Annotated in this window: 19 protein-coding genes; 7 read left to right on the forward strand and 12 right to left on the reverse strand. The window is 62.0% G+C overall.

Features of this window, described 5'->3' with window-relative positions:
• Positions 1-5 precede the first annotated feature (5 nt).
• Positions 6-1,250 carry an amino acid ABC transporter substrate-binding protein gene (locus tag BUA38_RS01910; protein ID WP_072825746.1) on the reverse strand — a complete coding sequence of 415 codons (1,245 nt, stop codon included), beginning with the start codon at positions 1,248-1,250 and terminating at the stop codon, positions 6-8.
• A gap of 249 nt (positions 1,251-1,499) precedes the next feature.
• On the opposite strand from BUA38_RS01910, the gene BUA38_RS01915 reads away from it, so the two are divergent.
• Entirely contained in the window at positions 1,500-2,606 is a 1,107-nt protein-coding gene (locus BUA38_RS01915) for an SMP-30/gluconolactonase/LRE family protein (protein ID WP_072816401.1), read from the forward strand.
• Positions 2,607-2,700: 94 nt separating this feature from the next.
• Positions 2,701-3,750, forward strand: coding sequence for an SMP-30/gluconolactonase/LRE family protein (locus BUA38_RS01920; protein WP_072816403.1), 1,050 nt, complete (start codon positions 2,701-2,703; stop codon positions 3,748-3,750).
• Between the two features lie 17 nt (positions 3,751-3,767).
• Here the strand turns inward: BUA38_RS01920 and ppc are convergent, their stop codons facing one another.
• Entirely contained in the window at positions 3,768-6,560 is a 2,793-nt protein-coding gene (gene ppc, locus BUA38_RS01925; RefSeq protein WP_072816405.1) for a phosphoenolpyruvate carboxylase, read from the reverse strand.
• A 188-nt stretch (positions 6,561-6,748) separates the two neighbouring features.
• Between ppc and BUA38_RS01930 the strand changes: the two genes are divergently transcribed.
• The 3 genes from BUA38_RS01930 (at position 6,749) to BUA38_RS01940 (ending at position 10,303) form a co-directional block, all read left to right on the forward strand.
• The gene (locus BUA38_RS01930) at positions 6,749-7,621 is read left to right on the forward strand and encodes an SDR family oxidoreductase (RefSeq protein WP_072816408.1); all 873 of its coding nucleotides are present in this window, start codon (positions 6,749-6,751) and stop codon (positions 7,619-7,621) included.
• Between the two features lie 94 nt (positions 7,622-7,715).
• Entirely contained in the window at positions 7,716-9,293 is a 1,578-nt protein-coding gene (locus tag BUA38_RS01935) for a fatty acid--CoA ligase (protein WP_072825747.1), read from the forward strand.
• 26 nt (positions 9,294-9,319) lie between these two features.
• The gene (locus BUA38_RS01940) at positions 9,320-10,303 is read left to right on the forward strand and encodes a Bug family tripartite tricarboxylate transporter substrate binding protein (protein ID WP_072816411.1); all 984 of its coding nucleotides are present in this window, start codon (positions 9,320-9,322) and stop codon (positions 10,301-10,303) included.
• 169 nt (positions 10,304-10,472) lie between these two features.
• On the opposite strand, the gene BUA38_RS01945 is transcribed toward BUA38_RS01940, so the two are convergent.
• Entirely contained in the window at positions 10,473-12,131 is a 1,659-nt protein-coding gene (locus tag BUA38_RS01945) for a flavin-containing monooxygenase (RefSeq protein ID WP_072816413.1), read from the reverse strand.
• A gap of 160 nt (positions 12,132-12,291) precedes the next feature.
• On the opposite strand from BUA38_RS01945, the gene BUA38_RS01950 reads away from it, so the two are divergent.
• A complete protein-coding gene (locus tag BUA38_RS01950) occupies positions 12,292-13,806 on the forward strand; it encodes an acetyl-CoA acetyltransferase (protein WP_072825748.1) in 1,515 nt (504 codons plus the stop codon).
• Between the two features lie 153 nt (positions 13,807-13,959).
• On the opposite strand, the gene BUA38_RS01955 is transcribed toward BUA38_RS01950, so the two are convergent.
• From BUA38_RS01955 to ltnD, 5 genes are all read right to left on the reverse strand, one after another.
• Entirely contained in the window at positions 13,960-15,159 is a 1,200-nt protein-coding gene (locus tag BUA38_RS01955) for an efflux RND transporter periplasmic adaptor subunit (protein WP_072816415.1), read from the reverse strand.
• Positions 15,149-18,331, reverse strand: coding sequence for an efflux RND transporter permease subunit (locus BUA38_RS01960; protein ID WP_072816418.1), 3,183 nt, complete (start codon positions 18,329-18,331; stop codon positions 15,149-15,151). The genes BUA38_RS01955 and BUA38_RS01960 overlap by 11 nt, the downstream gene beginning before the upstream one ends.
• A 167-nt stretch (positions 18,332-18,498) precedes the next feature.
• Positions 18,499-19,773: a 3-oxo-tetronate kinase gene (otnK, locus tag BUA38_RS01965; protein WP_072816421.1), complete on the reverse strand. Its 1,275-nt coding sequence runs from the start codon at positions 19,771-19,773 to the stop codon at positions 18,499-18,501.
• Positions 19,770-20,552 carry a 2-oxo-tetronate isomerase gene (gene otnI, locus BUA38_RS01970; RefSeq protein WP_072816423.1) on the reverse strand — a complete coding sequence of 261 codons (783 nt, stop codon included), beginning with the start codon at positions 20,550-20,552 and terminating at the stop codon, positions 19,770-19,772. Before otnI ends, otnK begins: the two co-directional genes overlap by 4 nt.
• Before the next feature lie 14 nt (positions 20,553-20,566).
• On the reverse strand, positions 20,567-21,481 hold the full coding sequence (ltnD, locus tag BUA38_RS01975; protein ID WP_072816425.1) for an L-threonate dehydrogenase: 915 nt from the start codon (positions 21,479-21,481) through the stop codon (positions 20,567-20,569).
• A 99-nt stretch (positions 21,482-21,580) separates the two neighbouring features.
• On the opposite strand from ltnD, the gene BUA38_RS01980 reads away from it, so the two are divergent.
• Positions 21,581-22,240 carry an aldolase gene (locus BUA38_RS01980; RefSeq protein ID WP_072816428.1) on the forward strand — a complete coding sequence of 220 codons (660 nt, stop codon included), beginning with the start codon at positions 21,581-21,583 and terminating at the stop codon, positions 22,238-22,240.
• A gap of 133 nt (positions 22,241-22,373) precedes the next feature.
• On the opposite strand, the gene BUA38_RS01985 is transcribed toward BUA38_RS01980, so the two are convergent.
• The 4 genes from BUA38_RS01985 to BUA38_RS02000 are packed head-to-tail and all read right to left on the reverse strand — an operon-like array spanning position 22,374 to position 25,648.
• Positions 22,374-23,078, reverse strand: coding sequence for an ABC transporter ATP-binding protein (locus tag BUA38_RS01985; RefSeq protein WP_072816430.1), 705 nt, complete (start codon positions 23,076-23,078; stop codon positions 22,374-22,376).
• Complete coding sequence (locus BUA38_RS01990; RefSeq protein WP_072816432.1) at positions 23,062-23,793, reverse strand: ABC transporter ATP-binding protein; 732 nt, start codon at positions 23,791-23,793, stop codon at positions 23,062-23,064. The genes BUA38_RS01985 and BUA38_RS01990 overlap by 17 nt, the downstream gene beginning before the upstream one ends.
• Entirely contained in the window at positions 23,790-24,770 is a 981-nt protein-coding gene (locus BUA38_RS01995) for a branched-chain amino acid ABC transporter permease (RefSeq protein ID WP_072816435.1), read from the reverse strand. The genes BUA38_RS01990 and BUA38_RS01995 overlap by 4 nt, the downstream gene beginning before the upstream one ends.
• Positions 24,770-25,648: a branched-chain amino acid ABC transporter permease gene (locus tag BUA38_RS02000; protein WP_072816438.1), complete on the reverse strand. Its 879-nt coding sequence runs from the start codon at positions 25,646-25,648 to the stop codon at positions 24,770-24,772. Before BUA38_RS02000 ends, BUA38_RS01995 begins: the two co-directional genes overlap by 1 nt.
• Positions 25,649-25,673 lie beyond the last annotated feature (25 nt).

Here is a 25,673-nt window from a genome sequence, read left to right on the forward strand (position 1 = left end):
CAAGCTCATGGGCGCGGATAGACCGGCTTGCCGTTGGCGACCTCGTGCGGATAGACCGAAACGAATTTGACGTGCCCATGATCGTCGAATTCGAGCTGCCCGAGCGGCGTCAACTCGCCGATCTGGCCGCCCGTCTCGTCGAGCTCGAAAGGTCCGCACAGCGTCTTGAGGTTTCCGGACAGGCTGAACACGGCGCGGCGAATCTCGAGTTGATCGAGGCTGGTCGCGACCGAGAGCGCTTTCTCGATGACGAGCCCGGTCGTGTAACCGGCGATCGCATTGAGGCCGAATTCAAGCTTGCCGTCGGTATACTTCTTGTCCCAGGCAGCCCGGTATTCACCGAGGCTCATGCCGAAGTTGACCGGATATTCCAGATCCGACGGCGGCACGTAGGTGAACACGTGTTCGAGTCCCTTGGCGCCAACGTTCTTCTCGAGAAGCTCCTTCTCGAGGCCCGCGTAGATGGCAAACGTCATTTTGAACTTGACGCCGACGTCGGCGACGTTTCGCAGGAAGGCGATGTCGTTCGGGGCGTAGCCGAAATGAATCACCGCATCCGGCTGCGTGTTGACGATGTTGTTGATGATGACGGTGTAGTTCGTCGTCTCGGTCGGGACGCCCTGGTCGTAGACGATTTCGATCGGAGCGCCGGAATCCTTGACGAACTTGCGGAAGGCATTGGCCTGGGTGCCGGTGAATTCGTTGGTCGAATAGAGAATCGCGATCTTCTTGATGCCAAGCGCCGGCCCGTCATGGGTGACGAAGTCGGCAACCGGCTTCGGCCAGATGGTCGAGACCGGATCCGCCATCAGCGCGATATAAGGATTGTCCTTGGAAAAGAAGCTGGCGCCGGTGCCGGTCTGGTCGAACAGGAACACCTTGCGGTCGCGCGCGATCGCAACCGCCGGCGCGGTCAAGACCGAGCCTGAGTCAGCCGCCAACAGATCGACTTTGTCCTGGGTGATGAGCTGATTATAGAGCGTGGAAGCCGTCGCCGTGTTGCTCTGGTCGTCATAGGCGACGAGCTTGACCGGCAGCTTCTTGTCGAAGGCTTTTACATAGACCCCGCCATCGGCATTCTTCAGATCGACCCACAGTTTGAGTGAGCTGAAAACCGGCATCGAAATCGAGGCAAAACGCCCGGAAGATGCATAGAGGGTACCGATCTTGATTTCCGTCGGCGCATCCGCGGCATAGGCCTGGGCGGCAAAAACCAACCCGGCAAGCGCCGCACCCATCACCCTCAACATAACGTCCTCCCGGCTTTTTTCTTTATGTTCCGGCGGACCATAGCCCGGCGGGTTGCCGGGATACAAGCGCCCTCACCTCCGCAATAGATATTAGGAATAAGCCGCTTAGCGGCCCGCGACATCTTGCATCGGAGGCGAACTCAAAGCGGTCATCGCCTGACCTCCTCGACCTGCGGTTGTTCTGCCCGCATTACGCCGGATTTCCAGGGGAGGCTTGCCGCCCAAACAAAAAAACTCGGGAGGAAAAACATGACAAACAAAATACCGTCTCAAGACGCCCTGCAACCCGACGGCGTCGATCGCCGTCACCTCCTGCGCGGCGCTGCTGCCATCGCGGCGATGTCGGTGGTAACGACCGGCGCTTCTGCTCGCGACTTCGGCCGTGGCGCGGAACCTCAGCGCTATCCCGATCCCGATATCGTTGTCATCGATCCCAAGCGCTTCAAGGCCAAGGTCGGCAATACCTCGATCAAGCGCCTGTATACCGGCTGCCTGTGGGCCGAGGGACCCGCCTGGAACGCGCAAGGCCAATATCTCCTGTGGAGCGACATTCCGAACAACCGCCAGCTTCGCTATCTCGACGATGACGGGCATATCTCCGAGCAATTCCACAAGCCCTCCAACGAAGCCAACGGCAACACCTTCGATTTCGAGGGCCGGCAAATCACCGCCGAGCGGACACGGCTGGTGCGCTACGAACACAATGGTTCGCTCACCGTGCTCGCCGAGCAGGCCAACGGCAAGCCGCTCAACGGGCCGAACGATATGGTCGTGCATCCGAACGACGGTTCGGTCTGGTTCACCGATCCCGGCTACGGGGCCATCAGCATCTACGAAGGCCAGAAGAGCAATACCGGCACGGTGCAGCCTTATCAGAAAGAAGCGGTCTACCGGCTCGATGCGAAGACCGGCCAGTTGACCAAAGTCGCCGACGAGCCGTTCAAGCCGAACGGCATCGCGTTCAGCCACGACTACAAGAAAGTTTATGTCTGCGACACCGGCATCACGCACTATCCGGAGGCCAAGAACATCGTCTGGCAATACGACCTGAATGGCGACAAGCTTTCGAACCCGCGCACCCTGATCGACATGACGCTGGATGGCAAATCCGGTTTTCCGGATGGCTTGCGCGTCGATACCGAAGGCAACATCTGGGTCGGCGCCGGATGGGTTGGCGACGGCTATGACGGCGTCCAGATCTTTGCGCCGGATGGCCAGCGGATCGGCCAGATCCGCCTGCCCGAGACCTGCGCCAATCTCTGCTTCGGCGGCAAGAAGCGAAACCGCCTGTTCATGGCCGCCAGCCAGTCGCTGTATGCGGTCTATGTCGAAACGCAAGGCGCGCATAATTGCTGATATCTGCGCTTGGCGTTAGGTTGCGTGTTCGGGACGCCTCGCCGCGTCCCGAAATGCTTTGTAGGGATCGCATCAAGAAAAGTCCGGAGGAAAAATGGCAAACGACGAGGGTACCGCCGGTATGGGCCGCCGCAGCGATACGCGCGCTGCACGCGACTTCGGGCCCAACGCCCCGCCGCAGCGTTATCCCGATCCGGATATCGTCGTCATCGATCCCATGCGTTTCAAGGCCAAGGTTGGCAACACCGCCATCAAACGGCTCTATACCGGTTGCCTGTGGGCCGAAGGACCGGCCTGGAACGCGCAGGGCCAGTATCTCGTCTGGAGCGACATTCCGAACAACCGGCAGCTGCGGTATCTCGAAGACGGTGGCGGATATATCTCCGACGATTTCCGCAAACCGACCAACGAAGCCAACGGCAACACCTTCGATTTTCAGGGCCGGCAAATAACCTGCGAGCGAACGCGCGTGGTTCGCTTCGAGCATAACGGATCAACCACCGTGCTGGCCGAGCGCGCCAATGGCAAACCGTTGAATGGACCCAATGATGTGGTGGTCCATCCGGGCGACGGTTCGATCTGGTTCACCGATCCCGGCTATGGCGCGATCGTCCTTTACGAGGGACAACGGACCACCGACGGTTCGATCCAGCCTTATCAGAAGGAAGCGGTCTATCGCGTCGATGCGCAGACCGGCGAGATCGGCAAGGTCGCGGACGACGCGTTCAAGCCGAACGGCATCGCCTTCAGTCCCGATTACAGGAAGGTCTATATCTGCGACAGCGGGATCACGCACTACCCGCAGGCCAAGAACGTCGTCTGGCAATACGATCTCGATGGCGGCAAGCTCTCAAATCCGCGGCCCTTGATCGATATGGCGCTCAACGGCAGAACCGGCTTCCCCGATGGCCTGCGCGTCGACACCGAAGGCAATATCTGGGTCGGCGCCGGATGGGTCGGCGAAGGATATGACGGCGTGCAGGTTTTTGCGCCCGATGACGGCCAGCGGATCGGTCAAATCTGCCTGCCAGAATGCTGCGCCAATCTCTGCTTCGGCGGCAAGAAACGAAACCGTCTGTTCATGACCGCGAGCCAGTCGCTCTACGCGGTTTACGTGGAGACGCAGGGCGCGCACAACTGCTGAGGACGTGCCAAGAAGTTTTAGCCGCTGTTCCTCAAGCCGGCGGAAATGCCGTTGATCGTGATCTGGACGCCGCGTAGCACCTGCTCGTCGGGGTTCTGCGCGCGGTGCTCCTTCAGAAGCTCGACCTGCACGTGGTTCAACGGATCCATGTAGGGAAAGCGGTGGCGGATCGAACGTTCGAGCGACGGATTGCTTTCCAGCAACCGGGTCTGCCCGGTGATCTCGAGCAGCCTGTCGATCGAGCCTTGCCATTCCCGGCGAATTCGCTCGAATATTCTATCTCTCAGAGCCACATCCGGCACGAGCTCAGCATAGCGCGAGGCGATCGCGATTGAGCTTTTGGCCAGCACCATGTCCATGTTCGAGAGCAGCGTGCGGAAGAAAGGCCACTCCTGATAAAGTTCTTTCAGGAACGCCATGCCGCTGTCCGGATTTTCCTTCAGCCACGCCTCGACCGCGCTGCCAAATCCATACCATCCCGGCAGCATCAGGCGGCATTGCGCCCAGCTGAATACCCAGGGGATGGCGCGCAAATCCTCGATCGCTCGGGTTTTCTTGCGCGAAGCCGGACGGCTGCCGATGTTCAGCGTGGCGATTTCGGTGATGACCGTTGACGCCCAGAAATAGTCGGTAAATCCGTCGGTCTCATAAACGAGCCCGCGATAGGCCTTGAAGGCGTAATCCGACAACTGGTCCATCGCCTTCAGATATTCCGGGCGCGGCGCGCTTTGCCTTGGGTGCAGCAGGCTCGCTTCCAGCGTCGCGGCGGCGAGAACTTCGAGATTGTCGCGGCCGACATCGGCATTGGCGTATTTGTTGAAGTTGATCTCGCCCTGCTCCGTGATCCGGATCTGGCCGTTCACGGCGCCGCCCGGCTGCGCGATGATCGCGTCATAGCTCGGGCCGCCGCCGCGTCCGACCGATCCGCCACGGCCGTGGAACAGACGGAGCCGCACGTGATGCCGCTCAAACACCTCCACGAGACCAATCTCGGCCTTGTAGAGCTCCCAGCCCGAGGTGACATACCCGCCATCCTTGTTGCTGTCGGAATAGCCGAGCATGACTTCCTGCACCGAGCCGTGGCTGTCGACCAACTTGCGGTAATCGTGCATCGACAGAATGCGGTCCATGATGTGGCTGGAGGCCTGCAAGTCCTCGATGGTCTCAAACAGCGGCACGATATTGATCGCGCTGCGGCCGGAGGGATCGACCAAGCCGACCTCCTTCAGCAACACTGCGACCTCGAGCATGTCGGAGATGCCCTTGCACATCGAGATGATGCATTGGGGGATCGCTTCCTCCCCATACCTGGCATGGGCTTCGGCGGCGGCGCGGAACACGGCGAGTTCGCCGATGGTTTCCTCACTGTATTTGACGAAGGCCGAGGTCAGCGGGCGGGTATTGTGGAGCTCGTTGGCGAGAAGCGCGATACGCGCCTCCTCGTTCATCGCAAGATAGGACTTTCCGGGCATCGCGGCATCGATCAGTTCGGCGACCGTGCGCTCATGCACGGCCGAATTCTGCCGGATATCGAGGCGCGCGAGATGGAAACCAAAACAGTCCACGGCGCGGCGCAAGTGACGCAACCGTCCGCGCGCAATCACCCGCGAATTGTTTCCGAGAAGAGAGCGAGAAAGAATTTCCAGATCGGCCTTGAATTCGCCGACGCTGGCATAGGGCGCGGCCTCACCGACCGCGGGGCGCGTGGTCTCGACCTCCAGCCGCGCGGCGGTTGCGGTCAGCCTCGCAAAGATGCCCGAGACCGCCAGACGATAAGGCTCACCGCTTCGATGCGGCGACTTGTCGGGCGATTTTTCGGCGAGCGCCCGCAGGTCTTTGGAGACGTCGGCCAGGTGTGCCGCGAGCGACAGCTCGGAACCGAGCACGTGCAATTCGTCGAGATAGAAGCGGATCACCCGGCTCGCCTGCATCTTCAGCGTGCCGCGCATGACTTCAGCGGTGACGAAAGGATTGCCGTCGCGGTCGCCGCCGATCCAGCTTCCCATCTTCAGGAAAGAGGCGAGTTCGCCCTGGGCACCACCCTCGTTCAGCCGATCCTCAAGCCGGCAATGCAGCCGTGGAACCTCGTGCAGGAAGGTGTAGTCGTAAAAAGACAGGCCGTTGGCGACCTCGTCGAGCACGGTCAAGCGGGTCCGACGCAGAAGGTTGGTCTGCCACAACGTCAGCACCGCGCGCCGCAACTGCTCGTCGCTGGCAGCGATCTCTTCCGGGGTGAACTGCACCCGCTCGCGTTGATCGAGAACGGCCGCGATCTCCATTTCGCGGTCAATGGTGCTTTTGCGGCGGACCTCGGTCGGATGCGCGGTCAGCACCGGACTGACCAGCGCGGAATCAAAGAACTTGCGCAAATTCGCCGTGCTGATACCGGCCGTGCGCGCATGCAGCAGCGTCCTCGCCAGCGTTCCTGGCCGCGGCGTTTCGGCCGCCTTGGAGCTTTGCCGCATCCGGCGAATATTGTTCTGGTCTTCGGCGATGTTGGCGAGGTGCGAGAAATAGCTGAAGGCGCGAACGATACGCAGCGTCTGGCTGATCGACATACTGTCGAGGATGCGCTCGAGCTCGCCCCTCGCCGCCTTGTCGTCGCCACGATGGAACTGGATCGAGGTCTGGCGGATACGCTCGACCAGGTCGAAGACATCGGCGCCTTCCTGGTCGCGGACGGTGTCGCCCAGAATGCGCCCGAGCAGGCGGATATCGTTTCGCAGCCGGACGTCTTCCTCGAGGGCGGCGCTTTCCTCGTTGCGGCCGGATTCCAGCCCGGTGTCAGAAAGCACGATCTGAGAAGACATCGCTGCAATGCTCCAGAAGCTGCCGGCTCCCTTTGAGTCGCAATTTTTGCGGCGCAGCGCAAGACCAAGAAACGGGCGACCTGCCTGCTCGTGTCACGTTGGGCCCCGCCCGATAAAGCTTTACAGGGAAGCTTGGCCCGGTTCTTATCCGCTAACAGCGACGTAACCATAAGCGGGAGGATCCGGTCATGTTCAGCGACAAACTTCTCGCGGATCGCCGAATCCTGGTCACGGGCGGCGGCACCGGGCTCGGCAAGGCGATGGCCGCCCGCTTCCTTCAGCTCGGCGCCGAGGTCCATATCTGCGGACGCCGCAAGAGCGTCTGCGACGAGACCGCGACCGAATTGATGGACCTCCATGGCGGCCGCGTCACCAGCCACGGCGTCGATATCCGCAACGCGGCTGCCGTCGACGAAATGGTCGACGCGATCTTCAAGGACGCGCCGCTGACCGACCTCATCAATAACGCGGCCGGCAATTTCATCGCCCGCACCGAAGAGCTCTCGCCGCGCGGTTTCGATGCGGTCGCCAATATCGTCATGCACGGCACGTTCTATGTCACCCATGCCGTCGGCCGGCGCTGGATTGCCAGCAAGCTGCCCGGCAATGTGGTGTCGATCACCGTCACCTGGGTCCGCAACGGCAGCCCCTATGTGGTGCCCTCAGCCATGAGCAAGTCGGCAGTGCATGCCATGACGATGTCGCTGGCGGCCGAATGGGGCCGCTATGGCATCCGGCTGAACACGATTGCGCCGGGTGAAATTCCGACCGAAGGCATGAGCAAGCGAATCAAGCCGGGCGACGAAGCAGGCGCCCGCACCAAGGCGATGAATCCGATGGGCCGCGTCGGGACCATGGAGGAACTGCAAAATCTCGCCGTGTTCCTGATTTCGGGCGGCTGCGACTGGATCAACGGCGAGACCATCGCCATGGACGGCGGCCAGGCCCTCGCCATGGGCGGCAACTTCTATCAGTTGCGCGAATGGTCCGACGCCGACTGGAACCAGGCCAAAGAAGCAATCAAGGCGCAGAACGAAAAAGACCGCGCGGCAAGGCAATGAAATTATCGCGGCGAAAGGCCGTGGCGAGGCGCTATTGTCTTTGGCGACAGATGCCGCCAAACTCCTGCACAAAATGATGGGCCGGGAGGAAGACATGGCCGCTTCGGAGCAGCCGACAAACCTTGCCGACATGGTGCATAGGCTTGCGAAGTCGCGAGCTAGCGCAGCAGCCTTCGAATTCGATGGACGCCGGACCAGTTTCGCGGAATTCGATATTCTGACCAACCGCGTCGCCAACGGGTTGATCGCACTTGGCCTTCGCCCGCACGAGCGGATCGCCTATCTCGGCAAGAACAGCGACGCCTATTTCGAACTTTTGCTGGGCGCCATGAAAGCCAATGTGGTGATGACCCCGGTCAATTGGCGGCTGGCTGCGCCCGAGATCGCCTTCATCGTGGCAGATTGCAAAGCGCCCGTTCTCTTCGTCGGCCCTGAATGCGTGGAGCAGGTTCGCGGCATTCGCACGCTGCTGCCGGAGTTGCGCGTGGCGATTGCGACCGAAGGTGGCGCGGGCGAATGGCAGGACTATCCGGCCTGGCGGGATGCACAAAGTCCTGACGATCCGGAGATCGAAATCGGCCGAAACGACGTTGCGATCCAGCTCTATACTTCGGGCACGACCGGAAAGCCGAAGGGCGCCATGCTGTCGCACGCCAACCTCCTCAATCTGCTCGAGAACGGCGACGGCGAAGACGCCGACTGGAATCGATGGACCGCGGACGACGTCTCGCTGGTAGCCATGCCGATCTTCCATATCGGCGGCTCCGGCTGGGGACTGCTTGGCCTTTATCACGGCGCCAAGGGTGTGATCGCCCGGGAGTTCGATCCTACCCGCGTGCTCGATTTCATCGAACACGACCAAATCACCAAGCTGTTCCTGGTCCCGGCCGCGATGCAGTTTATGGTTCGGCAGCCCCGCGCGCGCACCATCGATTTCTCGCGCCTGAAGTACATTCTGTACGGTGCTTCCCCGATTCCCGCGGCTTTGCTCAAGGAATGTATCGAGGTGTTCGGCTGTGGCTTTGTACAGGTCTACGGCATGACTGAGACCACAGGCAGCATTGTCGCGCTTGCGCCCGAAGATCATGTCGAGGGATTGGAGCGGATGCGTTCCGCCGGCAAGGCGCTTCCGGGCGTCGAGCTTGCAATCCTCGACGTCGACGGCAAGCACTTGCCACGCGGTCAGGTCGGCGAGATCGCAACCAGGTCCGGCTCCAACATGGTGGGTTACTGGAATTCACCGGAAGCGACGGCCAAGACCATCGACCGTGACGGCTGGCTGCGCACCGGAGACGCCGGCTACATCGACACGGACGGCTATCTCTACATACAAGACCGCATCAAGGACATGATCATCTCCGGCGGCGAAAATATCTACCCGGCCGAAGTCGAGAGCACCGTCTGCGACCACCCCGATGTCGCCGAAGCCGCCGTCATCGGCATACCGGACGATACCTGGGGCGAGACGGTGAGAGCGGTCGTGGTGTTAAGACCGGGCAGGCAGACGACCGCAGCAGATATTATTGGCTTCACGCGCACGCGTATCGCGGCATTCAAGACGCCGAAGTCAGTGGATTTCATCGACGCCTTGCCTCGTAATGCTTCCGGCAAGATTCTGCGCCGCCTTCTGCGCGATCCTTATTGGGCAGGAAAAGAGCGACAGGTGAATTGAGCAACAGGGAAGCTGAGAAAAGCGGAATGCAAGGTCAGGGACCACGATGGTATGCGCGCACGCTTGGCTTGCTCGCGCTGCTCGCGATCGGCCTTCCCTTGCACGCAAGCGCCGGCGATTATCCCGAGCGAACCATCAAGATCGTCGTGCCCTTCCCTGCCGGCGGGCCCACCGATGTGGCGGCGAGGCTGATCGCGCAATCGCTGGCGACCAGGTTCGGCAAGGGCGTCGTGGTTGAAAACCATCCGGGCGCGGGAGGCCGGATCGGTGCCAAGGTGGTCGCGGCCGCCACGCCCGACGGCTACACCTTGTTGCTCGGCGGCACCAACGTCAATGCGATCGGTGCGATCTTCACCGATCTCGGCTTCGACCCGGTCAAGTCCTTTGCGCCGATCGCAGTGGTCTGCATCGATTCGCTTGCCATCGCGCTCTCGCCGCGCGTGCCCGCCGATAACTTCAAGGAATTCATCGTTTACGCGAAGGATCATCCGGGAAAACTGAAATACGGCGCCTCGCCCGGCATCTACACGCAGTTTGCCGGCGAGTATTTCAAGCTGAAGACCGGCACCGACATCCTGTTCGTGCCCTACAAGGGCGGTGCGCCCGCGGTAACGGATGCGCTGGGCGGTCACATCGAAATGGTCGTCAACAACAAGTCCAATCTGCTGCCACAGTTCAAGGACGGAAAACTGAAGGCGCTTGCCGTGACCAGCAAGGAGCGGTGGCCGGAATTGCCGCAAACCCCGACGATGCGCGAGGTCGGCATCCTCGGTTTTCCGGAAGAGGTTCTGTTCGGCCTGCTTGCGCCTGCCGGAACCCCACGGGCGATCGTCATGCGGCTCAACAGCGCGGTGAATGAGGCGCTTCGGTCGGCGGAAGTCCGCGCCAGCCTTGACGGCATCGGGGTCGATGTCCGGGCCGGAACGCCGGAAACGTTCGCGGCCGCGCTCGACGAACAGGCCCGCGAATGGAAGCGTGTGATCGAGGAGACCGGCATCCAGGTGGAGTGACGGCTCTAGTGCCCACTTTCCGAAGTTCGTGTTACACCTCAGCACGCACCTTTCACGAACTTCGGAAAGTTATGGGCACTAGCAATCTATGATTCTAGTGCCGCTTTGCTATTTGAAGTTCCTGGATCGAATTCGCCGCTTGTGGTGCAGGAACTTCAAATAGGCGGCACTAGACCGCCGCGATCCCCGCTGTCTCCGCCGACGTCATCGCAAAACCGCGATAACCCTTGGCCGCGACCTCGTCGCAGATGCGGCGATAGGCGCCGACGCCCCCGATATAGGGCATGAAGATGCGCGGCTTGCCGGGAATGTTGGCGCCCATGTACCAGGAGTTCGCCTGCGGATAGAGCGTCATCTGCGCGACTTCGTTGACATGGGCGACCCATTTGTCTTCCGCCTCGGCCGCGGCTTCGATGATCGCATGGCCTCGTTCGCGCATGGACGCGAGGCAATCGGCAATCCAGTCGACATGCTGCTCGATCGAGACAATCATGTTGCTAAGCACCGACGGGCTGCCGGGGCCAGTGATGATGAAGAGATTGGGGAAACCTCCGCTCATCAGGCCGAGATAGGTTTTCGGACCTTCGGCCCATTTTCGATTCAGCGTCATGCCGCCGCGGCCGCGAATGTCGATCTTTGCCACCGAGCCGGTCATCGCGTCGAATCCGGTCGCCAGCACCAGCGCATCGACCTCATAGTCCCGCCCACCCGCACGGACCGCGCCGGGCAGGATTTCCTCGATGCCGCCGGCGCTGATATCGACCAACGTCACATTGGGCCGGTTGAAGGTTGCGTAATAGTCGGTGTCGACGCAAAGGCGCTTGGAACCGAACGGATAATTTTCAGGCTGCAACAACTTCGCCGTCTCGCGATCCCTAACGGTCTCCGCGATCTTGCCGCGAACGAATTCGGCGGCGGTGTCGTTGGCGGCCTTGTCGATCACGAGATTGTTGTACGCAACCAGAAACGGCAATCCGCCCCTGGCCCAGCGATCCTCGTATCGAGCCCGCCTTGCATTTTCGCCGTCATCGAACGCACCGCGATCGGGAAGTTCGGTATAGATGCCGTTGCGCGTTTCCTCCCGCGCAAAGCGCCTGATCTCGGGATAATTCTCGCGGAACGCATCGCGCGCTTGTTCGGTCAGCGGCACATTGCGGGCGGGAATCGAGAAATTCGGCGTGCGCTGGAAGACAAAAAGGTGGCTCGCCTGTTGAGAAATCAACGGCACCGACTGGATCGCAGAAGAACCGGTGCCGACAACGCCGACACGCTGGCCCGCGAAATCGATGCTCTCATGCGGCCATTGGCCGGTGTGATAGACCTTGCCGGTGAATTCGGACAAACCCTTGATGTCCGGAATTCTGGCGTTGGACAGACACCCCGTCGCCAGCACGACAAATCTTGCGCGCACCGGACGGTGATTGGAAACCGTGAGGCTCCACGTGCCGCTCACCTCATTGAATTCGGCGCGCTCGACGCGTGTGTTGAACGAGATGTCGGCGCGCAGGTTGAAGCGATCGGCGACATGGTTGGCGTATTCCAGGATTTCCGGCTGCGACGCGTAACGCTCGCTCCAGTTCCATTCCTGCTGCAATTCTTCCGAGAACGAATAGGAGTATTGCATGCTTTCGACGTCGCAGCGCGCGCCGGGATACCGGTTCCAGTACCAGGTGCCGCCGACGCCGGCGCCCTGCTCGTAGACGTGCGCCGAGAACCCCAGTCCGCGCAGCCGGTAGAGCATATAGAGTCCGGCAAAACCGGCGCCGACCACCACGACGTCGAAGGCCTCTTCCCGGCCTTGGTTCGGAACGGATGGCGCGGTGGACATCAAGGCGCTCCCTCAAGTCTTATTCATTGAGCGCAAGCATTCTCCCGGCGAGGCAAAATCGCAAGCAGGAAAATGACTGCGCGATATTCTACGTCGCGGGACACGCATTCTTCTTTGCCGGCCGGCGGCGTGATACATGCTGCTCGGGAGGACACGCAAAATGAGCCCGTCGCACCCGCCCGCGGACCGAACTCCCGTCATCGTCGGCATCGGTGAAATCACCGACCGGCCGAGCGAGATCACGGATGGCCTCGAGCCGCTCGTTCTGCTGGTTGAGGCGCTCAAGCGGGCCGAAGCTGACAGCGGCGTGAAATGGCTCGGCGAGATCGACTCGCTCGACGTCGTCAATTTTCTCAGCTGGCGCTATCGCGAGCCGGAACAGCTGCTTTCATCGCGGCTCGGTATCCGGCCGAAGCACGTCTATTATGGGCCGGTCGGCGGTGAAAGTCCGATCCGCCACCTGCATGAAGCGGCCCAGCGCATCGCGCGCGGCGAATGCAGCGTGGCGGCGGTCTGCGGCGCCGAAGCGCAGAGCACGGCGACAAGGGCCGAGCGGGCCGGCGTCACGCTGCCCTGGACGCCGTTCGCTCACGATGTCGAGGAGCCCAAGCGCGGTGCGGCATTCCAGAAGCCGCTCGCCGTCAAGCTTGGCGTGTTCCGCCCCGTCAGCGTCTATCCATTTTACGAAGCGGCCGCCGCAGCGCATTGGGGCAAGACACCGCGCGAGGCGATGGCCGAATCCGGCGCGTTGTGGTCGGCCTATTCGCAAGCGGCTGGCGAAAATCCGAATGCCTGGCTGAAACGGCGCTTCACGCCGGAAGAGATCACGACGCCTTCGGCCGACAATCGGCTGATCGCGTGGCCCTATACCAAGCTCATGGTCGCCAATCCGACCGTCAATATGGGTGGCGCGCTCTTGCTGACGAATCTCGCCAAAGCGCGTGCGGCCGGCATCGCCGAGCACAGACTGGTCTACCTCGTCGGTGGCGCATCGGCGCAAGAGCCGCGCGACTACCTCGAGCGCGACCAGTTCGTTGAAAGCCATGCCCAGAACGCGGTGCTGACGGCAACTCTCGATCTCGCCGGCGGCCGCGCCGAGGCCTTTGGCGCGATCGAACTTTATAGCTGCTTTCCCTGCGTCCCGAAGATGGCGCGCCGCACGCTCGGGTTGGGCGCGGACGTCATGCCGACCGTCACCGGCGGGCTGACGTTCTTCGGCGCACCGCTCAACACCTATATGACCCACGCGGCTTGCGCCATGGTGCGAAAGCTGCGCGGCGGCGTTAAACTCGGCCTGCTCTACGGCCAGGGTGGCTTTGTCACCAAGCACCACGCACTGATCTTGTCACGGGACGCGCCGTCAGAGCCGCTGGCGCAGGACACCAGCGTTCAGCACGAGGCTGATCGCCATCGCGGGCCGGTGCCGCCATTTGTGACGGAGGCCGGCGGCCAGGCGACCGTCGAAAGCTTCACCGCGATCTACGGCCGCGACAACGAGATCGAGCATGGCGTGGTGATGCTGCGGACGGAGGATAATTCGCGCACATTGGCGCGGGTGCCTGCCCACGACCGCCAGACGCTGGCGCATCTACTGAATATCGACCGCAGTCCGATCGGCTCGTCCGGCGCGATTTCTCGCGCCGACGATGGCGTGCTGGAATGGCGGGTGGGATAACCTCGTGTCCCGGACGCGGTGCGGCGCGAAGCGCTGCTCCGCAGCGCCGGGACCCATGATCGCGTGGTGTCCCTGAAATAGGCCCCGGCTCAGCAGCGCATCGTTGCACGCTGCGCAGCATCCGGGGCACGGCAAGGTCCGTCAGGGCCGCTTCTACCCCTTCTCGCCCTGCTTGGCTGTCGCCGTCGCCGGACGGCCCTTGGTGCTGACGACGCGCACCGGATCACCATCGACGATGCCATCGGGCGGCGTGCTGATGACGCGGTCTTCCACCGTCACACCACCGGCAAGTTCGATATCACGGCCGAGGTCGCGTGCGATCGTCACCGGCTTGAACAGGATCTTGTTGTCGGGCGTGACGGTCGCCACCCGCAGGCCCTTCTGGTCGAAGATGAGGGCGCTGGCGGGAATATGCAGTGGCACGCCCTCGCGCTGAAGCACCAGCTTCACATTGGCAAAGCCGCCCGGCATCAATTCGCCCGCGCTGTTATCGAGGCCAAGCTGCATCTGCGTCGTGCCAGAATTGACGTCGACCGACTGGGCCGAAGCTTCGACGGTCGCTTCAAACGCCCGGGTCAGATATTCCGGCACTGCGATCTTGGCCTTGGCGCCGATCTTGACCGAAGGCACGTAGTTCTGCGGCACGTTGACATAGACGCGCAGTTTCTTGATGTCCGAGATGATGAACATCGGCGGGCCGCTGCCGCCGCCGGCATTGATCAGCGCGCCAACGTCGGTATTGCGCGCGGTCACGATGCCGTCGAACGGCACGGTGATCTTCTTGTAACCGGCGAGCGCCTCGAGCCGTTCCACGTTGGCCTGGCTCGAGTTGACGGCGGCATTCTTGTTGGAGAGGTCGGCGGTACGCTCGTCGATTTCCTGCATGGAAACGAAGTTCGACGCGATCAGCGTCTTGCGACGGGCCAGCGTGACTTCCGACAGCTTCGCGCTCGCTTGCTGATTGGTCAGATCGGCGCGCGCCTGGAGCAGCTGCTGATCGAGGTCCGGGGCATCGATTTCGGCGATCACGTCGCCGGCCTTCACCCGTGCACCGATGTCGGCGTTCCAGCTCTTCACGTAGCCGTTGACGCGCGCGAAGATCGGGGCGCGATAATAGGCCTCCAAACGGCCCGGCAGGTCGAGCGAGGCCGTCAGCGCGCCGGGATCGGGATAGACCACGGCAACCGCCGGTGCGGCCTGGTCGTCCGTCCATTCCTTCAGCTTGACGTTGGTGTCTTCCCGGGCGCGGATCCCGGTAACGACCAGTGTCAACGCGCCGACGACGGCGACGACACCGAAGATGCCCAGTTTCCGGCGCGAAACTGGTTTGCGAGTTTCAGCTTCAGTGGGCATTCTCAGTCTCCGATTGGACGACGGCTTTGGCGTCCTGTTTCTTATGTAACATACTGAAAACCACGGGAACAAACATCAACGTCGCAACGGTGGAGAACATCAGGCCACCGATCACGGCCCGGCCCAGCGGGGCATTGGCTTCGCCGCCTTCACCGAGGCCCAGCGACATCGGCAGCATGCCGATGATCATGGCGAGCGCCGTCATCAGCACCGGACGGATACGGACGAAACCGGCCTCGATGGCGGCGGCGACGGGGTCGCCCAGTTCTTCATAGCGCTCGCGGGCAAAGCTGATCACGAGCACGCTGTTGGCGGTGGCAACACCCATGCACATGATCGCGCCCGTCAGCGCCGGAACCGACATCGTCGTATGGGTCGTAAACAGCATCCAGACGATGCCTGCGAGCGCCGCAGGCAGCGCCGTGATGATCACGAACGGGTCGGACCAGGACTGGAAGTTCACGACGATCAGGAAATAGACCAGCACGATCGCGCCCAGCAGGCCGAACAGCAAACCCGAGAACGAACTGTTCATGGTCTGCACCTGACCGGAAAGCACGACCGTCGAGCCCTTCGGCACATCCTTGGCGGTCGCCGCGATCAGCTTGTTGACGTCGGCGGCGATACCGCCGAGGTCGCGTCCCTGCGGGGTCGCGAAAATCTGCACCAACGGCTGGATGTCGTATTGGGAAACAATCGCGCTCGACGTCGAGCGCGAAATACTGGCCACGCCGCCCAGAATCGGCGCCTGCGTCGGTTGGCTGGACGTGATCGGCAACGTTTGCAGCGAGCTCAAGGAATCGACCTGATACTGCGGCGTCTGCATCACCACCGAGTAGTTCACGCCGTTGTCGGGATTGAGATAGTAGGTCGGCGCCACCTGCCCGCTGCCCGACAGGTTGACGGTAAGGCTGTTGACGACGTCGCGCTCGGTCAGGCCGACATATTGCGCGCGTGTTCTGTCCACATCGATGTTGAAAGTCGGGTTCTTCGTGGACTGCTGAATGCGCGCGTCCGCGACCCCCGGAATCTTGCGAATCCGGTTCAACAGATTGGTGGCGTATTCGAAATTCGCATTCAAATTGTTGCCCCTGACCTGCAAGTCGATCGGCGCCGGTGCACCGAAATTCAGGATCTGGTTGACGATGTCCGCCGGGAGAAATGCAAACGACGTTCCAGGGAAAAGCTGCGGAAGCTGTTCCCGCATCGCCTTCACGTAGTTTTCAGTCGGCGGATGATCTTCCTTCAACTTGATCTGGATGTCGCCGTCCTGCGGACCCATCACGCCGGTATTGTTGTACGTCATGTTGATGCCCGAAATCGGCATGCCGATATTGTCGGTCATCGTCTCGATCTGATCGGGCGGGATGATCTTCTTGATCGCCTTCTGGATGTCGGCGAACTGGTTGGCGCTTTCCTCCAGCCGTGTGCCAACCTGGAGGCGCACATGCATCAGGATCTGGCCGGCATCGACCGACGGGAAAAAGTTCTGCCCGAGATAAGGCACCATCGCGAACGAAGCCACGACAAACGCCAGGAAACCGACCACGAAGGTCGGACGGTGATGCAGAGCGAGCGTCAAGAGATCGCGGTAAGCGCTGCGGAAGCTCTCGAAGCCGCGCTCGAAGCCGCGCTGGAACATGACCAGCGGATTCCGCGTCGGCGGCAACACCGCGCCATGTTCGTGCTGATGCGGCTTCAGCAGATACATCGCCATCGTCGGCACCAGCGTTCGCGACAGGATGAACGACCAGATCATCGCGAAGATCACCGCTTCCGCCATCGGCACGAACAGGAAGCGCGGAATGCCCTGCAGGAAGAACATCGGAATGAACACGATGCAGATACAAAGCAGCGACACAAAGGCCGGCACCACGATCTGCTGCGCGCCGTCGAGGATCGCCGGGCGAACTTCCTTGCCCTGTTCCAGATGCCAATTGATGTTCTCGATCGTCACCGTGGCTTCGTCGACGAGAATACCGACCGCCAGTGCGAGGCCGCCCAGCGTCATGATGTTGAGGGTTTCGCCGATCGCCGCCAGCATGATGATCGAGCCGAACACGGCGAGCGGGATCGAGGTCGCAATGATGATCGTCGAGCGCCAGCTTCCCAGAAACAGCAGGATCATGACGCTGGTCAACACGGCGGCGATGACGCCTTCGCGCACCACGCCTTCGATCGAGGCGGCGACGAAAACGCCCTGGTCGCCGACAAAACCGATCTTCAGGGCATCAGGAAGTGAATCCTTGTAGGCAGCAGCTTTGGCCTTGATGCCGGCGATGATGTCGAGCGTCGAGGTGTAGCCGTTCTTCAGCACCATCATCAGCACGGAGCGATTGCCATCGACGTGCACGACGTTGGTTTGTGGCGGATTGCCATCGCGCACAGTCGCGACGTCGCGGATATAAACGGTAGCACCGTTGACGACCTTGATCGGCAGATCGCCCATTTCGCCGGCTTTCAGCGGCGAGTTGTTGACCTGGATAACGTATTCGAAGCTGCCGATCTTCGAGGTGCCGGCCGGCTGAATCAGGTTCTGGGCGGCAAGCGCATTGGCAACGTCCTGCCCGGACAATCCCAGCGACTGCAGCTTCTGCGGATCGACGTCGATCTGGATCTGACGCTGCTTGCCGCCGTAGGGATACGGGATCGCGGCGCCCGGCACGGTCACCAGCGGCGTGCGCAACTGATTGATGGCGATGTCGCCGAGGATCTGCTCGGTGAGCCCCTCGCCCGACAGCGCGAGCTGAATGATCGGAACCGTCGAAGCACTGTAGTTGAGGATCAACGGCGGCGTCGCGCCCGGCGGCATCTGCTTGAGGATCGTTTGCGAGACCGACGTAACCTGCGCGTTGGCGGTGCGGATGTCGGCGTTCGGCTGGAAGAAGATCTTGACGATGCCGATGCCGTTATAGGAGTTCGCCGTGATATGCTCGATGTCGTTGACGGTCGTCGTCAGAATTCGCTGATATTGGGTGATGATGCGGCCGGACATCTGATCCGGCGGCAAACCCGTGTACTGCCAGATGACGCCGATGACCGGTATCCGGATATCCGGGAAGATATCGACCGGCGTCCGCATGGCCGACAGCGGCCCGATAATCAGGAGCAGCAGCGCGAGCACGACGAATGTGTATGGCCGGTTCAGGGCAATACGGACCAGTTCAGTCATGGCACAGGCATTCCTGGGTCTAACTTATCGGATGATAATGATGCACTGCGGCATTTACCCGAAATGCCGTCAAATAGCTAACAACGGAAACGTCAAATCCCTTCAATTCCACGCGAACTTGTTTCTGACGCGAAACGCCCGCCCGCCTGGAATGTGACCGTTTCCGGTTAATGCATCAGGTCGAGGGCGTCGTTAAAGAATCGTGGACCGCCGAAATTGCCTGATTTCAGGGCAAGAACCATCTCGCCTTCCCTGGCGCCGACAGCGCGCAATACCGGAACGCCTGCCGCGATTTCCGGACCGACCAGAAAACCAGGGATGCCTAAACGATCGACGACAGCGCCTGAAGTTTCGCCACCCGCAACCACGAGCCGCCGCACGCCGCGCTGCAGCAGACCTTCGGCGATATCGGCCATCGCTTGCTCGATAGCATGCCCGGCTGCATCGCGGCCATGACGGGATTGCAGGGCTGCGACCTGATCCGGCGTCGAGCTCGAGGCGATCAAGATCGGACCTTCCGTGATTCTTTGCGCAGCCCAGGCAAGCGCGCGCTTAATTTCGTCCTGCCCCGTGACAATACGATCGGGGTCGAGATGAAGGACGGCCATACTCTCTTCGGCGTTGGCGATCTGCTGCAACGTCGCCTGGGAACAACTGCCCGCCAGACACGCCGCCGGGCCGCCGACCGGCGCTTGCGCGCTTCTGCCGGCATCCGTCTCGCCTTTCCCCGCAGCTACGAGAGCCCGCGCCAGGCCAAGCCCGATGCCGGACGCGCCCACCGACAGCCGGTGATCGAGCGCAACGGCCCCAATCGTCTCCAGGTCGAGATCAAACACGGCGTCGATGATCGCAGCGCCGATCCCCTTGGCGGCAAGATCGGCCAGATGCGACCGCACCGCTTCGGGCCCGCGAACCACGGTCGAGAGATCGACGAGTCCGACTTTGGTCTTGCTCTGGCGCGCCAGCACCCGCACGAGATTTGAATCGTGCATCGGGTTGAGCGGGTGATCCTTTAGCGGGCTCTCATTCAGCGGCACCGGCCCGACGAACAGATTGCCCTGGTAGACGGTACGTTTGGTCTCGGGAAAGGCGGGCGTGACGAGGACGATCTTGTCGCCGGAATCACCGCGCAGCGCATCCATCACGGGGCCAATATTGCCGGCATCGGTGGAATCGAAGGTCGAGCAAATCTTGAACAGCACATGTTCCGCGCCGCGGCCGCGTAACCATTTGTCGGCATCGCGCGAGCGCGTCACCGCAAGGCGAGCCTCGATCGAGCGGCTCTTCAGCGACACCACGACCGCATCGACGTCGGGCAGTTCAAGCTTGTCGGAGGGAACGCCGATCGTCTGCACGGTGCGCAGGCCGGCGCGCGTCAGCGTGTTGGCGAGGTCGGAGGCGCCGGTATAGTCGTCGGCGATACAGCCCAGCGCAAGCTTCACGGCCTCGCTCCCGCATACGGCTTGAACCAGGCAAGGCCATCGGTGGTCTTGCCGCGCGGATTATATTCGCAGCCGACAAAGCCGTCATAGCCAAGACGATCGAGCTCGGCGAACAGGAACGGGTAGTTCAGCTCTTCGTCGTCGGGCTCGTGGCGCGAGGGAATGCTCGCAATCTGGACGTGGCCCGTGATCGGCATCATCTCGCGCAGCCGCATGGTCACGTCGCCATGCAGGATCTGGCAGTGATAGATGTCGAACTGCAATTTCAGGTTCGGAATTTTCAAATCCTGGATCATATCGCGCGCAAAACCGAAATCATTGAGAAAATAGTTCGGCGTGTTGCGGGCGTTGAGCGGCTCGAGCACGACGTCGATGCCGTGGGGCGCAAAAAATTCCGCGGCATGGGTCACGGACTTCCTGAATGCCGCAAGCGCCTTCGGGTCCTTCCGGTCGGCCAGCCCCGCCATCAGGTGCAGGCGCTTGACGCCGGTCGCTCGCGCGTAAGGCAACGCTGTAACGAGGCTCTGCTTCAAATCGTCAAAGCGCTCCGGCAGCGCCGCAAAGCCCTTCTCGCCTGCGTCCCAATTGCCCGGCGGCAGGTTGAACAAGGCTTGCGTCAGGCCGTTGCCGTGCAGGCGCTTGCCGATCTCCTCGACCGGATAAGCATAGGGAAACAGGAACTCCACCGCCGTGAAGCCGGCTTTCGCTGCCGCCTCGAAACGATCGAGGAACGGCACCTCGTTGAACATCAGCGTCAGATTGGCTGCAAAGCGGGGCATCGGAGGTCCTCTTGTTAGTTCGGCTCGCCGGGGAGTTTCGTACCGGTGACGCGCGCATACATCCGCGCCACCGATGCGTCGTCGTCGCGGCCCATGCCTGACGCCGCCGTCATCAGGAACATTTGCAAGGCCGCAGCCGAGACCGGCACCGGGAATTTCGCTGATCGGGCCATGTCCTGGATGATGCCAAGGTCCTTGACGAAAATCTCGACCGCACTGCGTGGCGTATAGTCGCCATCGAGCACGTGCGGCATGCGGTTTTCGAACATCCAGGAATTGCCGGCGGACGCCGTGATGACCTCGTAGACCTTGCGGATATCGAGGCCCTGCTTGGCGGCAAACGCGATCGCCTCCGAGGCCGCCGCGATATGAACGCCGGCAAGGAGTTGGTTGATCATCTTGAAGGCCGCGCCTTGGCCCGCGGCATCGCCGAGTTCATAGAGCTTGGCGGCCATCGCATCGAGCGCCGGCCGCGCGCCGGCAAAGGCCGCCGCGCTGCCCGAGGCCAGAATGGTCAGTTCGCCCTGCGCCGCGCGTTGCGCGCCGCCGGAAATCGGCGCGTCGAGATAATGCCGGCCGGTTGTCTCCAGTTGTTTCGCAAGCCTTCTGGCGATCTCAGGGTCCATGGTTGCCGACGAAACAAACACCGCGCCCTTCGCCAACGTCTCCGCGACGCCGTCCTTGCCGAACAGAATGGTTTCGGTCTGCGCGGCGTTGACGACCACGCTGACGACGATGTCGGCATCTCGGGCGGCGTCGGCCGGCGTCCTGGCGCCCTCGCCGCCTTCGGACACGAACCGCTGAACAGTTTCCGCCGCCACGTCGCAACCTGTGACCTCAAATCCGGCGCGCTTGAGCGCAGAGGCCATGCCGTAACCCATCGAGCCCAACCCGATCACGGCAATGCGCGGCTTGGCGGAAGAGGACATGCGGCGTTTCCCTTAGGTTTTACGAATTTAACCCCTGCCTATCACGGCTTGGCCGCGCTGCCAAAGCGTGAGACATAATGAGACAAAGGGAACGCCACCATGAGCGAAACAAAAATCCGCGAGGAAATCTGCCGGCTGGGCCGTTCGCTATTCGAGCGCGGCCTGACGCCGGGCTCCTCGGGCAATATTTCGGTCAAGCTCGACGATGGCGGCTGGCTGGTGACGCCGACCAACGCCTCGCTCGGCTTCCTTGACCCAGTTCGGCTGTCGCGGCTGGATGCGGCCGGCAAGTTGCTTTCCGGCGACGCCCCGACCAAGGAAGTGCCGTTGCACAGCGCGCTGTACGAGACACGCGCACCTGCGCGGGCTGTCGTGCATCTGCACTCGACCCATTCGGTCGCACTCTCGATGCTGCCGGAAATCGATCCGCGCGCGGCGCTGCCGCCGATGACGGCCTATTACCTGATGAAATGCGGCGCGACCGCGCTTGTGCCCTATTACCGGCCCGGCGACCCGGCCGTGGCCGACGCCATCAAGGGTCTCGCGGGAAAATATTCGTCAGTGCTGCTTGCCAACCACGGCCCGGTCGTTTCCGGCGACACGCTGGAAGCCGCGGTATTCGCGGTCGAGGAACTGGAAGAAACCGCAAAGCTCTATCTGCTGTTGCGCGGCTTGAATCCCCGTTATCTCACGCCGGCGCAGGTGGCGGATCTGACGAAGGTGTTCGAGCTGAAATTGCCGGACGATCACCAGCATTGACCTCGTGCCCCGGATGCTGCGCAGCACGTCGCGCTTGCGGCGTGGTGCGCTGCTGATCCGGGGCCAACATGGAAACGTGGGTCCCGGCTATGCGTCGCGTCATTTCATGCCGCGACGCGTCCGGGACACGAGACTACAATCCGAGATACGCCTTGCGCACGTCCGGATTGCTCATGATCTCGGACGCGGTGCCCTGCATCTGCAAGCGGCCGGTTTGCAGGATGTAGGCGCGGTCGGCGATGTCGAGGCATTCGGCGATGCGCTGTTCGACGATCAGAACCGTCACGCCGGTATCGCGGATGCGCTTGACCGCCTGAAAGATCTCGTCAACGAGTTTTGGCATGATGCCTTGCGACGGCTCGTCCAGCATCAAAAGCCGAGGCCGGGTCATCAGCGCGCGGCCGATCGCCAGCATCTGCTGCTCGCCACCCGACAACGTTTCGGCGCGCTGCTCCAGCCGCTCGGAGAGCCGCGGAAACAGCTTGAAGACCAGATCAAGCGGCCCCTCGCGATCCACCTTGCCGCGGTAGAGATAGCTGCCGAGACGCAGATTGTCGTGCACCGAGAGCCGCGGAAACAGACGGCGGTTCTCCGGTACGTAGGCGATGCCGCGCGCGGTGATCAGGTGCTGCGCCATGCCGTCGATGCGGGCGCCATCGAAGGTGACGCTGCCGGAACGCGGCCGTTCGGCGCCGGCGATCGTCTTCAGAAGCGTGGACTTTCCGGCGCCGTTGGCGCCCGCCACCGCAACGACTTCCCCCTTCTCGACCTCGATCGAGACTGAGGAGATCGCGACCAGCCCCTGATAGGCAGTGGTGACTTCACGCACCGACAGCATGACGATCCCCAAGATAGGCCGTGATCACTTTCGGATCGCGAACGACTTCGCTCGGCTTGCCTTCGACCAGAACCTTGCCGAGATCGAGCACGATGGCGCGGTCGACCAGCGGCATTACGATTTCCATGACATGCTCGACCATCAACACGGTGACGCCGGTGGCGCGCACTTTGCGAACCAGTTCAACGCCGGTCTGCGCCTCGATCGGCGTCAGCCCGGTCAGGACTTCGTCGAGCAGCAGCAATTTCGGCTCGGTCGCAAGCGCGCGCGCCACTTCGAGACGGCGCTTTTCCGACGGGATCAACTGGCTGGCGAGCGTATTCGCCCGCCCCGCCAGGCCACAGAACTCCAGCACCTCATGGGCCTTGCGGCGCGCCTCGCGCATGACGGTGGTGCGGATCAAGGCGCCGACGATGACGTTATCGATCACCGTCATGGTCTCGAAGCTTTTGACGACCTGGAAGGTGCGCCCGACGCCGCGCTCGCAGCGTTCGGCCGCCGACAGCCCCGTGACGTCCTCGCCGTCGAAGATGATCGAGCCCTGGGTCGGCGTGTAAACACCCGCGATCAGGTTGAACAAGGTCGATTTGCCGGCGCCGTTGGGGCCGATCAGGCCTACGATCTCGCCGCGCCCGACCGAGATCGAGACATCGCTGTTGGCGACAAGGCCGCCGAAGCGCTGCCAGATGCCTTTAGTTTCCAACAGCGCGGTCATCGGGCGATTTCCTTGCGCTTCGGCGAAAACAATCCGACCAGCCCTTGGGGGCGCGCGAGCGAAATCAAAACGATCAACGTGCCGTAGACGATCAGATCGACGCCGCGGCCGGAGCCGCCGATGAACGAGCGCGTCAATTCCGTGAGCGGAATGAGAATGACCGCGCCCAGCACCGGACCCCACAGCGTGCCGATGCCGCCGAGCACTGCGGGCAGCGCCATCAGAAGCGAGAACTGAAAGCCCATGACGCTTTCGGGATCGATATAGGAGACGAACTGGGCATAGAAGCTGCCGCCGATCGCCGTGAGGAACGCCGAGACCGCCGCCGCGCCCATCTTGGAATTGAACACCACGACGCCCAGGCTTTCGGCGGCATCCGGATTGTCCTTCACCGCGCGCCACCAATAGCCCCACTTCGAATCTTCCAGCCACCAGGTCACGAGCCAGGCGATGCAGGCGAGCGCGAGTGCGAAATAAAAATACGGCAGTTTGCTGCGGGTGAACTGGAATTTGAGCCAGCTATCGCCGCGCACCGGGATATCGATGCCAAGCGCCGCGCCTGCCCAGTCCCAGTTCTGGAACAATAGAAGCGCGGTCTCGGCGATGACGATGGTTGCGATAACGAAATAGTGCCCGCGCAGGCGGAAGCAGGGGTAGCCCAGCGCCATCGCGATCACAGCCGAGATCAAGCCGCCGCCGAGCATGCCGAACCACGGCAGCACGCCGAACTTGGTGAAGAGCAACGCGGTGGTGTAGGCACCAAGCCCGAAATACAGCGCATGCCCGAGCGAAATCTGCCCGCAATAGCCCGACAGGATGTTCCAGCTCTGCGACAACGCCGCATACATCAAGGTCAGCACCATGATGTTCTGGACGTAGACGTCCTTGACGAAAAAGGGAACCGCCGCCGAGATCGCGGTAAAGACGGCGGCGATAATGAGATCGCGGCGACGGCGCTGGGCGAAAGCCGTATCCATCACATTGACCCGAACAGGCCGCGCGGCCGAACGAAGACCACGAGCAGATAGACCGCGTAGATGCCGATCGATTTCAGCGACGGCGGCAGGATCAGGGCGGTGGAGGCCTCGACAAGGCCGACAATCAGGCCGCCGGCAAAGGCACCGAACACGCTGCCGAAACCGCCGAGCGCCACTGTAACATAGGCGATCAGCGCAAAGGACGCGCCGACGTCAGGATAAATATAGAAGAAAATCGCCATGATCGCACCGGCGAGGCCGACCAGCGCGGCCCCTAAGCCCCAGCCGAGCGCGAACACGCGGTTCTTGTCTATGCCGACGAGCGCCACCGCGCCGGCGTCCTCACGCGTCGCCTCAAGCGCCCGGCCGAAGTCGGTGCGATTGATGAAGAAATAGAGCGCGACGAATGCGGCAATCGCCACGAACGCACCGCACAGCTGCGGAACGGGCAGGAAGATGCCGCCGATCGAGATGGTTTTGCCACCGAGCCAGGAGTGCGTGATGCTGCGATAGTCCGGCGTGAAGAAATATTGCGCCAGCCCGCGCATCACGATCGCAAGTCCAAAGGTCGAGAAGATCTGCACCATGCCGGCATTGGCTTTGGCCCGCACCGCAAACCGCACAATCAAGAGATAGACGACCGCCCCGAACACGAACAGCGCGGCGGCGACCAGCGGCGCCGACAGCAAGGGGTCGACCGCGAAGAACGCGAACAGGAAGAACGTCACATACATCGCGATCATCAGGAATTCGCCGTGGGCGAAATTCACTACGTCCATCAGGCCGAAGATCAGCGCCAGCCCGGCGGCGATCAGGCCGTAGAGCAGGCCCATCAAGAGGCCGCTGGCCAGACTTTGAATAATGGTCTCGGCGGTCACGCCCCCTGCCCCCGCATTAGTGGAC

The sequence above is a fragment of the Bradyrhizobium erythrophlei genome (assembly GCF_900142985.1).
In the GTDB taxonomy this organism is placed as follows: domain Bacteria; phylum Pseudomonadota; class Alphaproteobacteria; order Rhizobiales; family Xanthobacteraceae; genus Bradyrhizobium; species Bradyrhizobium erythrophlei_B.